Source organism: Nocardia sp. JW2, assembly GCF_051843015.1.
GTDB lineage: Bacteria > Actinomycetota > Actinomycetes > Mycobacteriales > Mycobacteriaceae > Nocardia > Nocardia coubleae.
In genome coordinates this window covers 402,175-418,154 of record NZ_JBPXLK010000003.1, presented here as the reverse complement: position 1 = coordinate 418,154, position 15,980 = coordinate 402,175, and the positions used below count along the sequence as shown (strand labels likewise).

Genomic DNA, 15,980 nt, shown 5'->3' with positions numbered 1-15,980 from the left:
GTGATGGCAACCAAAGGTAGCAGCGGATCAAGTTTGACTACTCGGGCCAGTAATCAAGTTTGACTAATGGAGCACACGCGCGTACGTTGGCCGTTCTAGTCAAGTTTGATTAATGGGAGGGTGAAGTGAGCGACCACGAGATAGTCGTCGAAGGTCTGCGCAAGAAATACGGCGCGAAACAGGCACTCGACGGACTCGACCTGGCTGTGCGCACCGGAACCGTGCACGCCGTGCTCGGCCCGAACGGCGCGGGCAAGACCACCGCCGTACGCATCCTCGCCACGCTGCTTCGTCCCGACGAGGGCCGGGTGGAGGTGGCCGGTCTCGACGTGCGCACCAGGGCCGACGAGGTCCGCGCCCGCATCGGATTGCTCGGCCAGCATGCCGCCGTCGACGAGGAACTCAGCGGCCGCCAGAACCTCGAGATGTTCGGTCGGCTCTACCGGTTGGGGGCACGCGGTGCGAGCGCACGCGCGCAGGAACTGCTGGCCCGTTTCGGGCTGGCCGACACCGGCAAGAAGGCGGTCAAGCAGTACAGCGGCGGTATGCGACGCCGGCTCGACCTGGCCGCCTCGCTCATCTCCGCGCCGCGGGTGCTGTTCCTGGACGAGCCGACGACCGGCCTCGACCCGCGCGGGCGCACCGAGGTGTGGAACTCGGTGCGCTCCCTGGTCGACGGTGGCACCACCGTCCTGCTCACCACCCAGTATCTCGAAGAAGCCGATCAGCTGGCCGACCACATCTCGGTGATCGACCACGGCAGGGTCATCGCCGACGGCACGGCCGACGAATTGAAGGCCGACACCGGCGGCGACCGCATCGACGTGGTGCTGCGCGACCCGGCCAACCTGGCCCGCGCGGCCGCGCTCATCCCCGGCGATCCGGTGATCGATGAGGACCGCCGGATGGTCAGCGCCACCGTCGGCGACCGGATCGTCGCCCTCACCGAAACCGTCCGGGCATTGAGCGACAACGGCATCGAGGCCGAAGACATCGCGATCCGCCGCCCCACCCTCGACGAAGTGTTCCTGCATCTGACCAAGGAGAACGCGGCATGAGCGTCACCCATCCCCACCCGGCCTCGACACTGAGCGCGGCGCTGGCCGACTCCTGGACCATGACCCGGCGCGAACTCGCGCACTGGGCGCGCCAACCCGTCCAGGTGGGCGTCGGCCTGGTGTTCCCGGTGATGATGCTGCTGATGTTCGGCTACCTGATCGGCGGCGGACGCGGCATCGACGGCGACTTCACCGACTACCTGGTCCCCGGAATGCTCACCATGACAATGGTTTTCGGCCTCGACGCCACTATGGTCGCGGTGACCCAGGACCTCGGCAAGGGCGTGATCGACCGCTTCCGGTCGATGCCGATGAACTCGGCGGCGGTGCTGGTCGGGCGCAGCGTCGCCGACATGCTGTCGTCGGTGCTCGGCCTGGCCGTGATGATCGCGGCCGGGTACGCCATCGGCTGGCGCTGGCACGACGGACCCGCCGCGTTCCTGGCCGGCGTCGCGCTGTTGCTGCTGTTGCGTTTCGCGATGCTGTGGATCGGGATCTATCTGGCGATGGTCGCGGGCAAACCGGAGCTGGTGCAGACCGTGCAGCTGCTGATCTGGCCGCTGAGCTTCCTGTCCAACGCAATCGCCTCGCCCGAGTCGATGCCGTCCTGGCTGGGCGCGGTCATCGAATGGAATCCGATGTCGGCCACGGCCACCGCCGTGCGTGGCCTGTTCGGCAACCCGGTCGCCGCGGGCGACTCCTGGGCCGCCGACCATGCGGAACTGCTGGCGGTGGCGTGGCCGGTGGCGTTGATCGCGGTGTTCTTCCCGCTCGCGGTGCGGCGGTTCCGCGACCTGAGCCGCTGATCTATTCGACGGTGACGCTCTTGGCCAGGTTGCGTGGCTTGTCCACGTCGCGGCCGAGGGCGAGGGCGCAGTGATAGGCCAGCAGTTGCAGCGGGATGGTGAGCAACATCGGGTCGAGTTCCGGGGCGACCTTCGGCACCCGGATCACGTCGTCGGCGATGCTCGCGGGCAGGTCCGCGTTGGTGACGGCGATGACCGGGCCACCGCGGGCCTTGATCTGCTCGATCGTGTTGATGTTCTTGGCCAGCAGTTCGTCGTCGGGGACGATCACCACACTCGGCATCTCCGGGTCGATCAGCGCGAGCGGGCCGTGCTTGAGTTCGGAGGCCTGATACGCCTCGGCGTGCACATAGCTGACTTCCTTCAGCTTCTGTGCGCCCTCGCGGGCCACCGGCCAGGCACGCACGCGGCCGATGAAGAACATGCTGCGCGCCTTGGCATAGCGCTGGGCGATCTCGGCGATGGCCGCTTCGTCACCGATCAGCTGGTCGATGGCGTCGGGCACGGCGCGAAGACCGTCGACGATGCGCTGCCCGTCGGCGGCCGAGAGGTCACGTACGCGCCCGAGCAGCAGAGCGAGCATCGTGAACGACACGGTCATGTTCGTGAGCGCCTTGGTCGAGGCGACCGAGATCTCGGGGCCCGCGTGCAGGAACACACCGGCACCGCACTGGCGGGCGATCGCGCTGCCAACCGCGTTCACCGCACCGATCACCCGGCCACCCTTGCGCTGCAGTTCCTGCACCGCGGCCAGGGTGTCAAGGGTTTCCCCGGATTGGCTGATCGCCACGTACAGCGCGTCGGGGTCGACCACCGGATTGCGGTAGCGGAACTCCGAGGCCGGTTCCGCCGTGGCGGGGATGCGGGCGAGCTCCTCCACCAGTTGCGCACCGAGCTGACCTGCGTAATAGGCCGACCCGCAGCCGAGGAACACCACCTTGCTGATGCCGCGCAGTTCGCGGGCGTCCATGTTGAGGCCGCCAAGGCGCGCGGTGGCGAAGCGGTCGTCGAGGCGTCCGCGTAGGGCCCGGCGCACGGCCTCGCTCTGCTCGGCGATCTCCTTGCGCATGAAGTCGGGGTAGCCGCCGAGCGCGTAGTCCTCGGCGGCCATGTCGATGGTGGTCGGCACCTTGTCGGTCTGCTCGGGTTCGGCGCCGAGGGTGCTGGTGCGGAATCCGTCGGCGCGCAGAGTGGCGATCTCGCCGTCGTCGAGGAACACCACCCGCTGGGTGTGGTGCACCAGGGCGGCGACATCGGAGGCGATGAACATCTCGCCGTCGCCGACACCGAGCACGATCGGGCTGCCGTTGCGGGCAACGACCAGCTCGTCGGGCCGGCGCGCGTCGAGCACCAGCAGCCCGTAGGTGCCCTGCACGCGGTGCAGCGCGGTGCGCACGGCGGCCTCGAGCGAGTCGGTGACGTCGAGCTCGGCCGCGATCAGGTGCGCGATGGCCTCGGTGTCGGTATCGGAGACCAGCTCCACACCGAGCGCGGTGAGCTCGGACCGCAGCTGTTCGGCGTTCTCGACGATGCCGTTGTGTACCACCGCGATTCGGCCGCTGGTGTCGGTGTGCGGGTGGGCGTTGGCGTCACTCGGCTCGCCGTGGGTGGCCCATCTGGTGTGCGCGATGCCGACATTGCCGGGCAACGTGGCGGTATCGCCCTTGTCCCGCAGATCCTGCACCCGGCCCTGTGTCTTGCGAACCCGCAATTTGCCCCGGTACGGCAGCGCGAGACCCGCCGAGTCGTAGCCCCGGTACTCGAGTCGATGCAACCCTTCCAGCAGCACCGGAACCGCTTGCCGATGCCCGACGTACCCGACGATTCCACACATGCCGGCTCCTTTACCCGTAGACGATGCGCCGCAACTGCCGTTCGGTGAACCGGGGAGCCGCCACCGGCCGCTGCGCGAGTTCGCCCGCGAGCAACCGCCAGATCTCGGCATTGCGCACCTGCCGGGCCTGCAACTCCCCGTGCCTGCGGCGCACGAACTCCTCGGCCGTCTCGTCGAAATATCCGACGATATCGGCGACCACCCGAGCCGCGACCCGCTCCGGAAGCCCCGTGGACATGGCCACATGCCGCACCAGCTCCGCCGAGGATCCGTCGTTCACCGCCGCAATCTTGCCCGCCGCGATCGTTTCCGCCAAGTTCCCTGCCCGATTTCGGGCAGAATCGTTGCCCATGGCACCGCGGGGGTATTCGGCGGACACTGGAAGCATGGTCGACAGAGAACAACGCACCCCCTTCTACGGGGTGGTGCTGATTCTCGCAGCGCTGGGAGCAACCATGGCGGTGACGTTCTACGGCCCGACCTGGCTGCGCGTCGTCGTGTACCTCTTCATGGTCGTAGCCATCATGGTCGGCGGCGTCATGACCTTCCGCGACTACTCCCGCTGAGCTGCGATCTCACCCGCGCCCCTGGCCCCCGCCAGCGGGCGAGCGATCTGCGAGTGCTTTCGGGCGCCGCCATCGTGGCTGAGCCGTGGCACCATGCGTGGGTGGGTGACTATTTCGAACGGATCGTCGATGTCGAGGTTGGTGCGGCCGAAGCGGAGGCGCTCGGTGCGCGGGTGGTGGACTGGATGGTGGCGCGTGGCTTGCTGACGCGAGAGATGTCCAGCGAGTCGATGTACAGCTCGAAGGTCGAGGCGGGATTTGTCCCCGGGCCGCAGTGGGCGGGTATCGCGGACAACTGGGGGGCCGATTGGCTGCCCGGCCCGGTCGCCGTCATCGTCGGCGGCCACGCTCACCACGGCGGCCAGGGCGAAACCGAACCCGAGTACGCCACCTGCCCCCACTGTGCCACTCGCACCGTCATCATCGATTACCCGAATCGATGGGAAGCCGACCCCACTGTCTGGCAACCCTTTTCGGCCGCGATCGAGGAATGGGTCACTACGGGCGTCGGCGACGTCACCTGCCGAACCTGTCGGACATCCGCACCGGTCAACGCTTGGACCTGGTCCGACGACTTCGCCCTCGGCACGCTGGCGGTCGAATTCTGGCACTGGCCACCGTTGCACGACACCTTCGTCAGCGAACTCGTCACCCAGTTCGGCCACCGGACCGTGCACCACACCGGCAAATTCTGACTAACCGATCCGGCTGATCCCCGACCACAGGTCGCAATGATGCTGGGCCGCAAAAGAATCACCGGTGCTGATCCCGGCGCTGCTCATCTCGAGGGTGGCGCCGGGGGTGGTCGGCCAGTCGGCGAAGTCCGCTGTCACCGGGTCGCCGGTGTGGGCGAACCGGGCCCAGCTCTGCTGAATGCGGCGGGAGAGCTGGTCGCCTGCCGGTGGCAACGGGATCGGGATGCCGAACAGATCGGTGAACACGTAGGGCAGTTCGGCCGCGTGAAAGGCGCCGGGCAGCAACGGATTCTGGCCTAGCGGTGCTTCGTTGAAGCGGTATTGCCAGACTTCGGCGCCACCGGCCCGTGCGGCCTCGGTGGTGAAAAGTGCTGGGCAAGCGAAGAATCCGTCGGTGAGTACCTTTTCCTTCGCCTTGACCGGGGAGGGGAAGTCGGCCGGCGGGTATCGGCGCAGAACCTGGCCGGCGTTGTCACCGAACAGTTCCTGCGCCCAGGTCAGGTAGTCGCTTTCATCGGGGATTGTGCCCTTCAGGTAGTCGAGCAGGGCGATGAAAGCGGCGCCCTCATCGGCATTGCTGCCGACCACCAGCGGTATGTCGCGCGCGGCTCCGGCGGCGAGCGCCTCTTCGGGAGTGGAGGTCAACACGACCCCGTCCTGTACGGGGCTCCAGGTGACTGCCATCGAATGCAGTTCGGCACTCGGCGAATCCAGCAGCTTCTCCACCGGAAGCGCGCGCAGGCAGTTCAGTCGCGTGTGCGGATCGTGGCACCCGAGGCTCGCCGCGTAGTCGGCCGACCGCTGGAAGGCGAGTTCCCTGTCCGGCGGTGACAGCGGGCTCCGCGCGCACGACCCACTCTGGATGATCGCCCGATGGAAAAGGCCCTGTGCCAGCGGCGAAGCGAGCTGCGTGCACACACTCATCCCACCGGCCGATTCGCCGAAGATGGTGACATTGCCGGGGTCGCCACCGAACGCGGCCGCATTCTCCTGAACCCAGCGCAGCGCCGCCTGCTGATCGAGCGTGCCGTACGTTCCGGTGATGCCACCCGTGCCCTCGGCCAGTTCCGGCAGCGCGAGGAAACCGAACGGGCCGACCCGGTAATTGGGGATGGCCACGATGACTTTGCCCTCACGCACCAATCGGTCGGGGGAGTCGTACTGAGCGTTGGAGCCGAGTACGAAGGCGCCACCGTAAAGCCAGACCATCACCGGAAGGTTCGCGCGCGCGGGGTTTTCCGGCACATAGATATCGATGCTCAGGCAGTCCTCGCTGGATTCCTGCAGCGCCAGTCCGAACGGCGCCGGAGACGCCTGCGGACACTGCGGTCCATGCGCGACCGCCGCACGCACATCTGTCCACGGAACGGCGGGTCGCGGAGGGGCGAAACGGTTTTCGCCCGCGGTCGCGGCGGCGAACGGAACACCGAGGTATTCGACGATGCCGTTGGTGTGCCGACCGCTGATCGGCCCGCCCGAGACGGTGACCACCGTATCGTCGGGTGCCGCGGCGGCGGGCGAAACCACCACCGCCGCACCGGCACTCGCGAGGACAACGGCCGCCGCCAGCAACTGACGGATGAAGTTCGGGCTCCGCAACGCACGCTCCCACAGTGAAATGCTTTTGAAACAAAACTACTGTAGGTGACCGGCCTCACAAGGGGAAGAGCGTGCGACCTATTCGTCCAGCACGGACAGCAGCCGCTGCAAGGCGGGTACGGCGGATTCCAGCGCCCGTCGATCCGCCGGTGACAGTTTCGCCAGCGAGTCCCGCAGCATGGTCGCACTGGCCCGGTCGTACCTGGCCAGCAGTTCCCGCGCCCGCGCCGACGCCACCAGCACCGCCCCGCGCCCGTCCTCGGCCGATGGCACCCGATCCACCAGATCGGCCATCGTCCGAACCAGATTGCTCACCGTCGACTGCGCCACCTTGAGCTCGTCCGCGGCCCGCCCTGGCGCCAGACCATCATGTGCGACAAGCAATCTCAGTAGTTCGATCTGCGCCTCCGGCAGATCGGGCAAACCCTCCAGCGCCCGTGTCCGCCGCAACACCGCCCGCCGCAGCGGTCCGAGCAACGCACTCAACTGAGCTTCGACGCCACCTGCCATCCCGCCATTCTCCCGGCCTCCGACGAATGGCTGTCCGCGGCTACCTCCGTCAGGTGTCGAGAGCGGCGGGGCCGGCCGTGGTGTGCGGCAGTTCACTCGGACAGTTTCGGCATTTCGATCGGGCGGGAGCCCTCGCGCAGGGACCGCGCACCCACGACGCCGACCAGCGATGCCGCGATCGCCTGTTCTACCGGAACCAACGGTTGCGCGCCGTGCTCGACGCATGCGCGGAACCCCTCGAGGATGCGGACCGTGCCCTCGGCTTTCGGCTCGACCGGTGTGCCGTCGGCGAGACACCTGGGTGTGGGTGCGCGTTCTTCGTCGACGGTGGCGCCGCCCACCCATCCTTCGGTGCGCACCCGCACCGACCAGGCGCGATCGCCGGGCGCCCGCACCGATTCCGCCAGCCCTTCGGTGCCGCGCACCGAAACCCAGCTCCAGTGGCTGTCGGGCTCGCCCTGCAGGAATCCGTGCCTGCTGATCGCCAGCCCGCCCCCGCTGAGCCGGACCACCATGACGACCGCCGCTCGCACATCGGCGGTGTCGACCGGGTATGCCGACACCTCGACCGGCAGCTCACCGGTGAGGGAGAGGATCGGCGAGAGCGTGTGCGTGCAGTAGGCCGTCGGTTCGATGCGTCCGCGCCAGTGGTCGGGATCGCCGATCAGGCCCGTCACCTCGGCGGGTGACATGGCGTGCAGATAGTCGGCCTCGATCAGGGTGGGCCGGCCGATCTCCCCGTCCGCCAGGGCTTTCCGGATGAGATTCACATGCGGATGGAACACGTAGTTCTCAGCGAACGAATACGTCGCCGACGACCGCCGCTCGGCCGCGAGCAACTCCGCCGCCTGCCGCTCGTCCACGCAGGCAGCCGATTCCGACAGGACGTGGATGCCCCGATCGAGGAAGGCGATGGCCAAGGGTGCGTGTTCGTCGAAGTCGTTGGCCAGCACCACGGCATCCATGGGGTGATCGAGAAGCGCGGTCCATTCCTCGAAGAAGGTTGTCCCAGGCAGCATCTCGGCCGCCTCTGCGCACCGCCCTGGATCCCGATCACATGCGGCGATCACCTCCATCCCCAGCCGCCGACACCACGCCGCCAGATGCAACCCCATCCGCAAACCCACAACCCCGACCCGCATTGCCCTGTCCCATCGTTCGTTTCGTCCTGTCGGAGAGTGCGCCTCCGCCGACTGATGGACGGGAATCGGATTCAGACGACGTCCGCACGTTCAGCCAGGAATTGATCGAGCAGGTCGAACAAGACCTCGACGACGCGGAGTTCCTGCTCAGGACTGAGATCTGTTTCGTTGTTGCGCGCGGGCAGCGCAATCTGCGTAACCAAACCCGACCAGCAGAGGCTACTCTCGCGACGAAGGTGGTTGGCGAGAAGCCACTCGCGAAAGCCGTCCAGACCTCGACCTCCGGTCCGGCGAGCAGCGTAGTCGTAGCCGTTCAGGAAGCACGTCACGCCACGAACCGTGGTGAAACCGATGTACATGCCTGGGCGCGCAGCGAACTGGAGTAGGTACTCGCGCTCCGTCAATCCGTCCGGGGCTGTCGGCTTCCACTCACTGGCGCGTGCCCGCCGTGCGAAGTGTGCATCGAGACCTGCAGGTTTCTCCACTTGGATACTTCACCATGTCGACGGTGACCACACTTCCGATTCAGAGGCGGGTCGGCAGCAATTCGGCGATCAAATCCTCGATGCGCTTCTTGATCTCGTCGCGGATCGGGCGCACCGATTCGACGCCCTTGCCTGCCGGATCATCCAACTTCCAGTCCCGGTAATCGATGCCGGGGAAGTAGGGGCAGGCGTCGCCGCAACCCATCGTGATGACGACCGTCGACGTCTCGACGGCCTCGGGGGTGAGGATTTTGGGGGACTGGGCGGTGATGTCGATACCGAGTTCGGCCATGGCTTCGACGGCGGCGGGATTCAGGGTGTCGCCGGGGGCGCTGCCCGCGGAACGGACCTCGATCGCATCGCCCGCTAGGTGGGTGAGGAACCCCTGTGCCATCTGGGATCGTCCGGCGTTGTGGACGCAGACGAAGAGCACCGACGGTTTACCGCTCATTTCATGTCCTCGAAAGTGGAAGCCGGGGTAGCACCGGTGAATCGCTTGCGTAGCGCGAGCGAGACGTACACCAGGGCTACAAGAACCGGGACCTCGATCAACGGCCCGACAACACCGGCAAGAGCCTCGCCGGAAGTGGCGCCGTAGGTGGCGATCGCCACGGCGATGGCGAGTTCGAAGTTGTTGCCCGCGGCGGTGAACGCGAGGGTGGTGGTGCGCGCGTAGCCGAGGCCCATGACGGCCCCGAGCGCGTAACCACCACCCCACATCACGGCGAAGTACACCAGCAGCGGCAGCGCGATACGTGCCACGTCCCACGGGTGGGAGGTGATCTGACTGCCCTGGAGCGCGAACAGGATCACGATCGTGAACAGCAGCCCGTACAGCGCCCACGGCCCGATCTTGGGCAGGAATGCCGACTCGTACCAGTCACGCCCCTCGGTCCGTTCACCGATGCGCCTGCTCAGGTACCCGGCCAGCAGGGGGATGCCGAGGAAGATCAGCACCGATTTCGCGATCTCCCAGGGGGAGGTGTCGATGGTGGTCTGTTCCAGGCCGAGCCAGCCGGGCAGCACCGACAGGTAGAACCAGCCGAGTACGGCGAACATGAACACCTGGAACACCGAGTTCAGGGCGACCAGCACGGCGGCGGCCTCGCGATCACCGCAGGCCAGGTCGTTCCAGATGATGACCATGGCGATGCAGCGGGCCAGGCCGACGATGATCAGGCCGGTGCGGTACGCGGGCAGGTCAGGCAGGAAGATCCAGGCCAGGGCGAACATGAGGGCGGGGCCGAGCACCCAGTTCAGCACCAGGGAGCCGATGAGGAGTCTGCGGTCGCCGGTGACGGTGTCGAGCCGGTCGTAGCGCACCTTGGCCAGCACCGGGTACATCATGATCAGCAGACCGATGGCGATCGGCAGCGAAACACCGTCGATCTCGACCGCGCCGAGGGTGTCGCCGAGTCCGGGCACCATGCGTCCCACCAGGATTCCGGCCAGCATCGCCGCACCGATCCACAACGGAAGGAACCGGTCGAGGGTCGACAGCTTGCCGACGACGGGCGGCTGTTCAGCGGTGGTCGCCGTGCTCACGCGGGCACATCCGCGGTGCTCAGCGCGCTGGAAATGCGGGCGAACGCTTCGGGCACCACGCGGTAGTACACCCACGAAGCGCGCCGCTCACTGGTGAGCAGCCCCGCCTCGCGCAGCACCTTGAGGTGATGGGAGATGGTCGGCTGGCTCACCTCGACACCGTCGGAGATGTCGCACACGCACGCCTCACCACCGGCGCGGCTCGCGACCAGCGACAGCAGCCGAAGCCGCACCGGATCCGACAACGCCTTGAACACCGCGGCGAGCTCGGCCGCCTCGGTGTGGGTCAGGGGATCGCGAACGACCGGTTCCGCGCAGCACGCGGCATCGACCATCAGGTTCAGCTCCGACTTCGACATGCATCGATATTGACGTATGTCGAATCAATGCGCAAACGCTAGCGGTAGCCGCCGACCGGGGCACACCCGTCAGCCGCCGAAAACAATGTCGACGACGGACTCGTCGCCGTCGATTTCGATCAACCGGAGGGCGCGTGCCTCGTCCAGCGTCAGCGCGCCGGCGGCGAGGCCGAGCAGGCATCCGGGATCGGCGCGGACGCCTGCGTCGAGTGCGCGGCCGTCATGCCGGCCGACCTCGAAGCCCGATCGGGTACCGCGCAGCTGGAAGAACTCCGCCTCGATCTCCAGGCCGATCGTCACCGCACGGCGAAGCTCGACCCGCGCGTTGAGCAAGGCGGGGAGCGCGAGCGCGAGCCACCCGGGACGGAACGCGTCACCCTCGGCAGGACCACGGCTCATCAGTGGCGTCGACCAGCGGATCAAGCCTTCGATCGGTTCACGCAGTTCGGCACCCCACGGTGTGAGGGCGTACTCGACGACGCTGCCCTCGCCGGTCAGCCGCCGCTCGATCACACCCGACGCCTCGAGGTCGCGAAGCCGGTCCGCCAGCAGGTTCGTCGCGATACCGGGAAGGCCTTCCAGAAGGTCGCGGTAGCGGGCCGGGGCGAGGAGGAGTTCCCGGACTATGAGCAGATTCCACCGGTCGCCGACGACTTCGACGGCTCGGGCGAGCCCGCAGTACTGACCGTAGCTGCGCATCATCACCTACTGTCGCTTGATATTCTAAAGTGCGCGTGAGATCCTCAAGCATACTCTGATGCCGAGTTCTGAGGAGACCGCCGTGGCCGACACCACCAAGAGCGTGCGGCCCGGTTGGGTCGACGACGAACTGTTCCCGTTCGAGAGCCGATTCGTCGAGATCGACGGGCACACCGTGCATTACGTCGACGAGGGATCCGGCCCCACACTGCTGTTCCTGCACGGCAATCCGACCTGGTCGTTCCTCTGGCGCGACGTGATCCGTGCGCTGCGCGACGACTATCGATGCATCGCCCTGGACTACCCCGGGTTCGGGTTGTCGACGGCGAAACCCGGCTACGGCTACCTGCCGGAAGAACACGCCGACGTGGTCACCGCCTTCGTCGACCAGCTCGGCCTCGACGGTGTCATCCTGGTCGGGCAGGACTGGGGTGGCACGATCGGCCTGGCCGTCGTGCAGCGTCGGCCTGCCGTCTTCGATCGGCTGGTGCTCGCCAATACGTGGGCCTGGCCGGTCAACGGAGTCCTCCACTTCGAGGCTTTCGGCCGCCTCGCCGGCGGGCCCCTGAGCCGCTTCCTGATCCGCCGGTTCAATCTGCTGGTCAACACCTTCATTCCCACCGGCCACCGCAGGCGCAAGCCGACAGCGGCCGAAATGTCGCACTACAGCAAGGCATTGGATACGCCGGAGCGCCGTCAGGCCTGCGCCGTGCTGCCCGGCCGTGTCCTGGCCAGCCGGGCATTCTTCGCCGAAGTCGAGGCCGGACTCGCCGCCATCGCCCACCTGCCGACGCTGATCGTGTGGGGTGACGCCGACATCGCCTTCCGCGCTCAGGAGCGTGAGCGTCTCGAAGCGACATTCGTCGATCACAAGACCGTGATCGTCGAGGGCGCGGGAACTTACGTGGAGTCGGACGCGCCCGAGGAGTTCGTCGCCGCTTTCCGCGAATGGGCCGCGACGTAGCGAAAGCGTCGAGCCGACCGGTTGACGCCGATCCGGTCGGCCGACGGGTTTGTCGCTATTACGCCGCAGCTGCTCGAACCGCTCGACGGCCTGCCGCCGCGGTCACCCCGACCGTCGTGCCCGCACCGAGCGCGACGGCGAGCGCATAGGGCCATGGTGCGAACGCGGCGAGCGGATCACCGGTCTTCACTACCGCGAACGGGACGGTGGTGACGAACGCGCCGAACGCACCGGTGACAGCGCTGATGATGACGGCTGCGGCGGCCTCGCCGATGAGCATCCGTTGTGACTGGCTCGCCGTCGCGCCGATGAGGTGCATGGTGGCGAACTCCGGGTGGCGGCGGGCGATAGAGGCAATCAAGTTGTTGGACAAGGCGATTGCTATGAACGCGGCGATGAGGAATACCACCAGGTAGTTGATGGTGGCCATCAGTTCCCCGTCGCTGCCTCCAGCGCCGTAACCGCTCTCGATGCTCTGCATGGACAGGGTGCCCGCGGCGACCCCGATGAACAGGGTCAGGAAGGTGACCGCGGGACGTATCCGTTCCGGTGCGGTGGCGAGGTTGCGTGAGATGAGGTGCCCGGCGGGGCCCGACCGCAGGACCGGGGCCTTGGCGATCACGCGGTGCGCCGCACGAATCAGCTCCGGTGCGAGCAGGCCGGACCCGACTGCTGCGAGGACACACGCCGGACCGGTGAGCGCGGTGGTCAGGATGTCGTCCGCATCGACCGCGAGCACGGCCGTCGCCGATCCCAGACCGGCCGCGAGCGCCGCACCTGCCGCGATCCGGCGGATGCGCGTCGCACCACCGCGCATTCGTGCAGGAGTGGGATCTTCGATGGGGCTGCGGGCGGCGATGGTGCGGCTGCCGAGCCAGGCGGCGGCGACGGCCGCACCCAGCATCAGCACGGTCGCGATCGAGGGCAGCGCCGCGCCTGGTGAATAGCCGGTGGCATCGTCGACCAGGTCCGCGCTGCGGATTCCCGCGAGCAGGCCCGCGCCGAGCAGTTGTCCGCCGAGCAGGCCCGGCACGGCGGCGATACTCGCCACGATGGCGGTCTCACCGGCGACCATCCGGCGTATCTGCGACGGCGTGGCGCCGATGAGACGGATGCCCGCGATCTCGTTCGTCCTGCCGTGCAGAGCCACCGCGATCGTGGAGATCATGGCGAACAGGACGATCGCCAGTACCCAGCCACCGAGGATGAGCGGGAACTGCACGAGAAAATCGCGGTCACCCTCGGCGGCGGAAAGTCCGGTGCCCAACAGCCCTGCCATGGCGGTGACCAGCGCGGTTCCGGCGGCCGCGACGAGCCCGGTGGCGACGGCGGAGGTTCGGTGGTGCGCGAACGAGCGCGCGGCCAGGCGCATCATCGCGACCACGCGTTCGAGCCGCGTTCGGCGGATTCGACCAGCACGGCCATCCGATTCGCGACATCGCCTGCCGTCGGTCGCGCGAGGCGGTCGACGAGGGCGCCGTCGGCGAGGAACAAGACCTCGTCGGAGTACGACGCGGCAACCGGGTCGTGGGTGACCATGATGATGGTCTGCCCCTGGTCGGCCAGGCGGCGCAGCAGGGTGAGAACGTCACGGGCGCTACGGATGTCGAGTGCGCCGGTCGGCTCGTCGGCGAACACCACCTCCGGGTCGGTGATCAGCGCACGGGCGATCGCGACGCGCTGGCGTTGGCCCCCGGAGAGCTGGTCGGGCCGGTGATCGGCGCGCTCGCCGAGACCGACGTGGGCCAGGAGCGCGCGGGTGCGGTCGCGATCGGGGCGTCGTCCGTCCAGGCGCAGCGGAAGTTCCACATTGTCGATGGTCGACAGTGCGGGCAGCAGGTTGAACGACTGGAAGACGAAACCGATCCGGCGGCGACGCAGTTTCGCCAGCTCGGTCTGGTCGAGGGCGTCCAGCGCCTGGCCGCCGAAGGTGATGCGGCCCGAGGTGGGTGGCTGTAGTCCGGCCGCGCAGTGCAGGAGCGTGGTTTTGCCCGAGCCCGAGGGGCCCATGACGGCCGTGAACGAACCGGGCGCGAGGTCGAGGTCGACACCGCGCAGCGCGTGGACCGACCCGCTCTCACCCGGGTATTCGCGGCGCAGTCCGCGCAGTGACAGCACTGGCGGGGCCGAAGTTGTGGCGTGCATGGGATTCCTCCATGTGAACAGCTGTTCTAAACGACCGTTGTAAACGAACGTTTATATATACTATCGGGACATGAGCAATCGAGACAAGCTCCGGCAGGCGGCACGTGACTGTCTGCTCTCGCTGGGCTACGCGAACACGACCGTGCGCGAGCTGGTCAAGGCGTCGGGAGCCAACCAGGCGTCGATCAACTACCACTTCGGCTCCAAGGAGCGCCTGCTCACCGAGACGTTGCACGACCTCAACCGGGAATGGGGTGACGTACTTTTCGCGGCTCTCGACGGTGTGGATCCACCCGGTCCGGCGGGCAACGCGGCCAGATGGGAACGGATCATCGCGTCGATCGACGAGCACCGGGCGCTGTGGTACGTGAACTTCGAGTCGGTGTCGGCTTCCCGTCACGACGAGGAGATCAGGGCGATGATCGCCACCGGACAGCGCGCGGCCCGCCGCATCCTCGCCCGCGCCTTCGGCGGGCTCGACCTCGACGCCGCTGATGCCGAAGCCATCGATGCGATCGGGTCTCACTACTTCGCGCTGCTCGTGGGTGTGGCCAGTCAGTGGCTCGCCGACCCCGATCACGCTCCCACCGCAGAGCGCATTGTTGCGGTCGACACATTGCGAAACTCATAGTTCCGTAACGAGGGTGCGCTACACCTACTCCGAAACCGGCTGGGGTGCAGAGTTTTCCGATGAGTGCGAATTTCCTGGGAGCGGCACTCGACCGTGATGGACCTTCGTGTTTGTCGGGTGCATAGGCGGCACAGGGGCGCCCCGGACTGTGAGATCAGGGGCGCCGCAATTGCATTCAGTGTTCGGTTGGGTTTCCGGTCCGCGACCGCCGATGGTGTCGGCGGTCGCGGACCGCTCGATGCTCAGACCTCGAGCGCGCCCGCGATCTTGGCGGCCATCGCGGTCACCGCCGGGAGCGGAGCACCCTTGGCGGCGTGAGTAGCCGGCTCGATCGCGATCAGCACGGTGTCGCGGAAGTTGGCTGCCTCGCCGGGGTAAGCGGCGAGCGCGGCCACCGCCGCCGTGAGGCTGGGCAACACGGTGTCGGCGAGTTCGGCCACAGTCTTGCCCGGCAAGCGGATATCACGGGACTTCGCCGACAGGACATGACCGACAAGTCCTGTCGCGGAAGTGAGAGCGATGGTGCCGTGCGAAACAGCCTTGTGCGGAGCGCCCGCGGCAGCGATCAACGCGACGGCCCCGTACGCGGCGGTGCGCAGGGTGGCCTTGTCCTGGTCGGTCAGGGTGATGGTGGCGTTCATGGTGTGCTCCTCGTAATCCGTTGTGGTCCCTTTCCTTCGGAGTAGGACCGCTCTGTTCGATGAACACACTTTGTCCGGCCTCGCTGACACGGACCTGACGCTCAGCTGACGCCAGTGCTGACATGGGAGTGCACAGTCCGTAGGTTGATTGCGGTGATCGCTAAATGGATCATCTCCGGCTACTGCGCGTCATGATCGCTATTTCGATCAGAGATGGCGGCGTACGCAGTCGAGATGGGCTAGCTGTAGGCCGGGCGAGCATTATGGTGCTGCGCTGGAGCAAGGTGGTGGGCTGACGAAC

19 protein-coding genes are annotated in these 15,980 nt (G+C 67.2%); 6 read left to right on the top strand and 13 right to left on the bottom strand.

Annotation, left to right across the window (positions count from 1 at the left end):
- Positions 1-125 precede the first annotated feature (125 nt).
- On the top strand, positions 126-1,058 hold the full coding sequence (locus ACSVDM_RS07310; protein WP_439263708.1) for an ATP-binding cassette domain-containing protein: 933 nt from the start codon (positions 126-128) through the stop codon (positions 1,056-1,058).
- Positions 1,055-1,864, top strand: coding sequence for an ABC transporter permease (locus tag ACSVDM_RS07305; protein WP_439263707.1), 810 nt, complete (start codon positions 1,055-1,057; stop codon positions 1,862-1,864). Before ACSVDM_RS07310 ends, ACSVDM_RS07305 begins: the two co-directional genes overlap by 4 nt.
- A gap of 1 nt (position 1,865) precedes the next feature.
- Here the strand turns inward: ACSVDM_RS07305 and glmS are convergent, their stop codons facing one another.
- Both glmS and ACSVDM_RS07295 read right to left on the bottom strand, forming a co-directional pair.
- Positions 1,866-3,698, bottom strand: a complete 1,833-nt coding sequence (gene glmS, locus ACSVDM_RS07300; protein WP_439263706.1) for a glutamine--fructose-6-phosphate transaminase (isomerizing) — start codon at positions 3,696-3,698, stop codon at positions 1,866-1,868.
- Positions 3,699-3,708: 10 nt separating this feature from the next.
- Complete coding sequence (locus ACSVDM_RS07295) at positions 3,709-3,978, bottom strand: hypothetical protein (protein WP_225280923.1); 270 nt, start codon at positions 3,976-3,978, stop codon at positions 3,709-3,711.
- Positions 3,979-4,084: 106 nt separating this feature from the next.
- Between ACSVDM_RS07295 and ACSVDM_RS07290 the strand changes: the two genes are divergently transcribed.
- Together ACSVDM_RS07290 and ACSVDM_RS07285 are read left to right on the top strand one after the other, a co-directional pair.
- Positions 4,085-4,264 (top strand): hypothetical protein, encoded by a 180-nt coding sequence (locus ACSVDM_RS07290; protein WP_067497001.1) that lies wholly within the window; start codon positions 4,085-4,087, stop codon positions 4,262-4,264.
- A gap of 101 nt (positions 4,265-4,365) precedes the next feature.
- Complete coding sequence (locus tag ACSVDM_RS07285) at positions 4,366-4,959, top strand: hypothetical protein (RefSeq protein WP_439263705.1); 594 nt, start codon at positions 4,366-4,368, stop codon at positions 4,957-4,959.
- On the opposite strand, the gene ACSVDM_RS07280 is transcribed toward ACSVDM_RS07285, so the two are convergent.
- From ACSVDM_RS07280 to ACSVDM_RS07245, 8 genes are all read right to left on the bottom strand, one after another.
- Positions 4,960-6,558 (bottom strand): carboxylesterase/lipase family protein, encoded by a 1,599-nt coding sequence (locus ACSVDM_RS07280; protein ID WP_439263704.1) that lies wholly within the window; start codon positions 6,556-6,558, stop codon positions 4,960-4,962. It abuts the gene before it with no gap.
- 78 nt (positions 6,559-6,636) lie between these two features.
- Positions 6,637-7,068 (bottom strand): MarR family winged helix-turn-helix transcriptional regulator, encoded by a 432-nt coding sequence (locus ACSVDM_RS07275; protein ID WP_439263703.1) that lies wholly within the window; start codon positions 7,066-7,068, stop codon positions 6,637-6,639.
- A gap of 92 nt (positions 7,069-7,160) precedes the next feature.
- Entirely contained in the window at positions 7,161-8,210 is a 1,050-nt protein-coding gene (locus ACSVDM_RS07270) for a Gfo/Idh/MocA family protein (protein ID WP_439263702.1), read from the bottom strand.
- Between the two features lie 71 nt (positions 8,211-8,281).
- A complete protein-coding gene (locus ACSVDM_RS07265; RefSeq protein ID WP_439263701.1) occupies positions 8,282-8,695 on the bottom strand; it encodes a hypothetical protein in 414 nt (137 codons plus the stop codon).
- Positions 8,696-8,735: 40 nt separating this feature from the next.
- Positions 8,736-9,146 (bottom strand): arsenate reductase ArsC, encoded by a 411-nt coding sequence (locus tag ACSVDM_RS07260; RefSeq protein WP_439263700.1) that lies wholly within the window; start codon positions 9,144-9,146, stop codon positions 8,736-8,738.
- The gene (gene arsB / locus ACSVDM_RS07255) at positions 9,143-10,240 is read right to left on the bottom strand and encodes an ACR3 family arsenite efflux transporter (RefSeq protein ID WP_439263699.1); all 1,098 of its coding nucleotides are present in this window, start codon (positions 10,238-10,240) and stop codon (positions 9,143-9,145) included. The genes ACSVDM_RS07260 and arsB overlap by 4 nt, the downstream gene beginning before the upstream one ends.
- Positions 10,237-10,575 (bottom strand): ArsR/SmtB family transcription factor, encoded by a 339-nt coding sequence (locus tag ACSVDM_RS07250; protein WP_439263762.1) that lies wholly within the window; start codon positions 10,573-10,575, stop codon positions 10,237-10,239. The genes arsB and ACSVDM_RS07250 overlap by 4 nt, the downstream gene beginning before the upstream one ends.
- A 93-nt stretch (positions 10,576-10,668) precedes the next feature.
- Entirely contained in the window at positions 10,669-11,298 is a 630-nt protein-coding gene (locus ACSVDM_RS07245; protein WP_439263698.1) for a winged helix-turn-helix transcriptional regulator, read from the bottom strand.
- A gap of 58 nt (positions 11,299-11,356) precedes the next feature.
- Here ACSVDM_RS07245 and ACSVDM_RS07240 point away from each other — a divergent pair, with 58 nt between their 5' ends.
- On the top strand, positions 11,357-12,262 hold the full coding sequence (locus ACSVDM_RS07240) for an alpha/beta fold hydrolase (RefSeq protein WP_439263697.1): 906 nt from the start codon (positions 11,357-11,359) through the stop codon (positions 12,260-12,262).
- 58 nt (positions 12,263-12,320) lie between these two features.
- Here the strand turns inward: ACSVDM_RS07240 and ACSVDM_RS07235 are convergent, their stop codons facing one another.
- Both ACSVDM_RS07235 and ACSVDM_RS07230 read right to left on the bottom strand, forming a co-directional pair.
- A complete protein-coding gene (locus ACSVDM_RS07235; protein WP_439263761.1) occupies positions 12,321-13,637 on the bottom strand; it encodes an FtsX-like permease family protein in 1,317 nt (438 codons plus the stop codon).
- The gene (locus ACSVDM_RS07230; protein WP_439263696.1) at positions 13,634-14,407 is read right to left on the bottom strand and encodes an ABC transporter ATP-binding protein; all 774 of its coding nucleotides are present in this window, start codon (positions 14,405-14,407) and stop codon (positions 13,634-13,636) included. The genes ACSVDM_RS07235 and ACSVDM_RS07230 overlap by 4 nt, the downstream gene beginning before the upstream one ends.
- Positions 14,408-14,477: 70 nt before the next feature.
- Here ACSVDM_RS07230 and ACSVDM_RS07225 point away from each other — a divergent pair, with 70 nt between their 5' ends.
- A complete protein-coding gene (locus ACSVDM_RS07225) occupies positions 14,478-15,038 on the top strand; it encodes a TetR/AcrR family transcriptional regulator (protein ID WP_439263695.1) in 561 nt (186 codons plus the stop codon).
- Between the two features lie 242 nt (positions 15,039-15,280).
- Here ACSVDM_RS07225 and ACSVDM_RS07220 read toward each other — a convergent pair whose 3' ends face one another.
- On the bottom strand, positions 15,281-15,679 hold the full coding sequence (locus tag ACSVDM_RS07220; protein ID WP_439263694.1) for a hypothetical protein: 399 nt from the start codon (positions 15,677-15,679) through the stop codon (positions 15,281-15,283).
- Between the last annotated feature and the right edge of the window lie 301 nt (positions 15,680-15,980).

Excerpts from the sequence above, each read along its gene's own strand:
- ACSVDM_RS07235 (WP_439263761.1), bottom strand. The coding sequence starts at position 13,637 with ATGATGCGCCTGGCCGCGCGCTCGTTCGCGCACCACCGAACCTCCGCC.
- ACSVDM_RS07290 (WP_067497001.1), top strand. The coding sequence starts at position 4,085 with ATGGTCGACAGAGAACAACGCACCCCCTTCTACGGGGTGGTGCTGATT.
- ACSVDM_RS07260 (WP_439263700.1), bottom strand. The coding sequence starts at position 9,146 with ATGAGCGGTAAACCGTCGGTGCTCTTCGTCTGCGTCCACAACGCCGGA.
- ACSVDM_RS07225 (WP_439263695.1), top strand. The coding sequence starts at position 14,478 with ATGAGCAATCGAGACAAGCTCCGGCAGGCGGCACGTGACTGTCTGCTC.
- ACSVDM_RS07245 (WP_439263698.1), bottom strand. The coding sequence starts at position 11,298 with ATGCGCAGCTACGGTCAGTACTGCGGGCTCGCCCGAGCCGTCGAAGTC.
- ACSVDM_RS07250 (WP_439263762.1), bottom strand. The coding sequence starts at position 10,575 with ATGGTCGATGCCGCGTGCTGCGCGGAACCGGTCGTTCGCGATCCCCTG.
- ACSVDM_RS07305 (WP_439263707.1), top strand. The coding sequence starts at position 1,055 with ATGAGCGTCACCCATCCCCACCCGGCCTCGACACTGAGCGCGGCGCTG.
- ACSVDM_RS07240 (WP_439263697.1), top strand. The coding sequence starts at position 11,357 with ATGCCGAGTTCTGAGGAGACCGCCGTGGCCGACACCACCAAGAGCGTG.
- ACSVDM_RS07230 (WP_439263696.1), bottom strand. The coding sequence starts at position 14,407 with ATGCACGCCACAACTTCGGCCCCGCCAGTGCTGTCACTGCGCGGACTG.
- ACSVDM_RS07275 (WP_439263703.1), bottom strand. The coding sequence starts at position 7,068 with ATGGCAGGTGGCGTCGAAGCTCAGTTGAGTGCGTTGCTCGGACCGCTG.
- ACSVDM_RS07220 (WP_439263694.1), bottom strand. The coding sequence starts at position 15,679 with ATGAACGCCACCATCACCCTGACCGACCAGGACAAGGCCACCCTGCGC.
- glmS (WP_439263706.1), bottom strand. The coding sequence starts at position 3,698 with ATGTGTGGAATCGTCGGGTACGTCGGGCATCGGCAAGCGGTTCCGGTG.
- ACSVDM_RS07270 (WP_439263702.1), bottom strand. The coding sequence starts at position 8,210 with ATGCGGGTCGGGGTTGTGGGTTTGCGGATGGGGTTGCATCTGGCGGCG.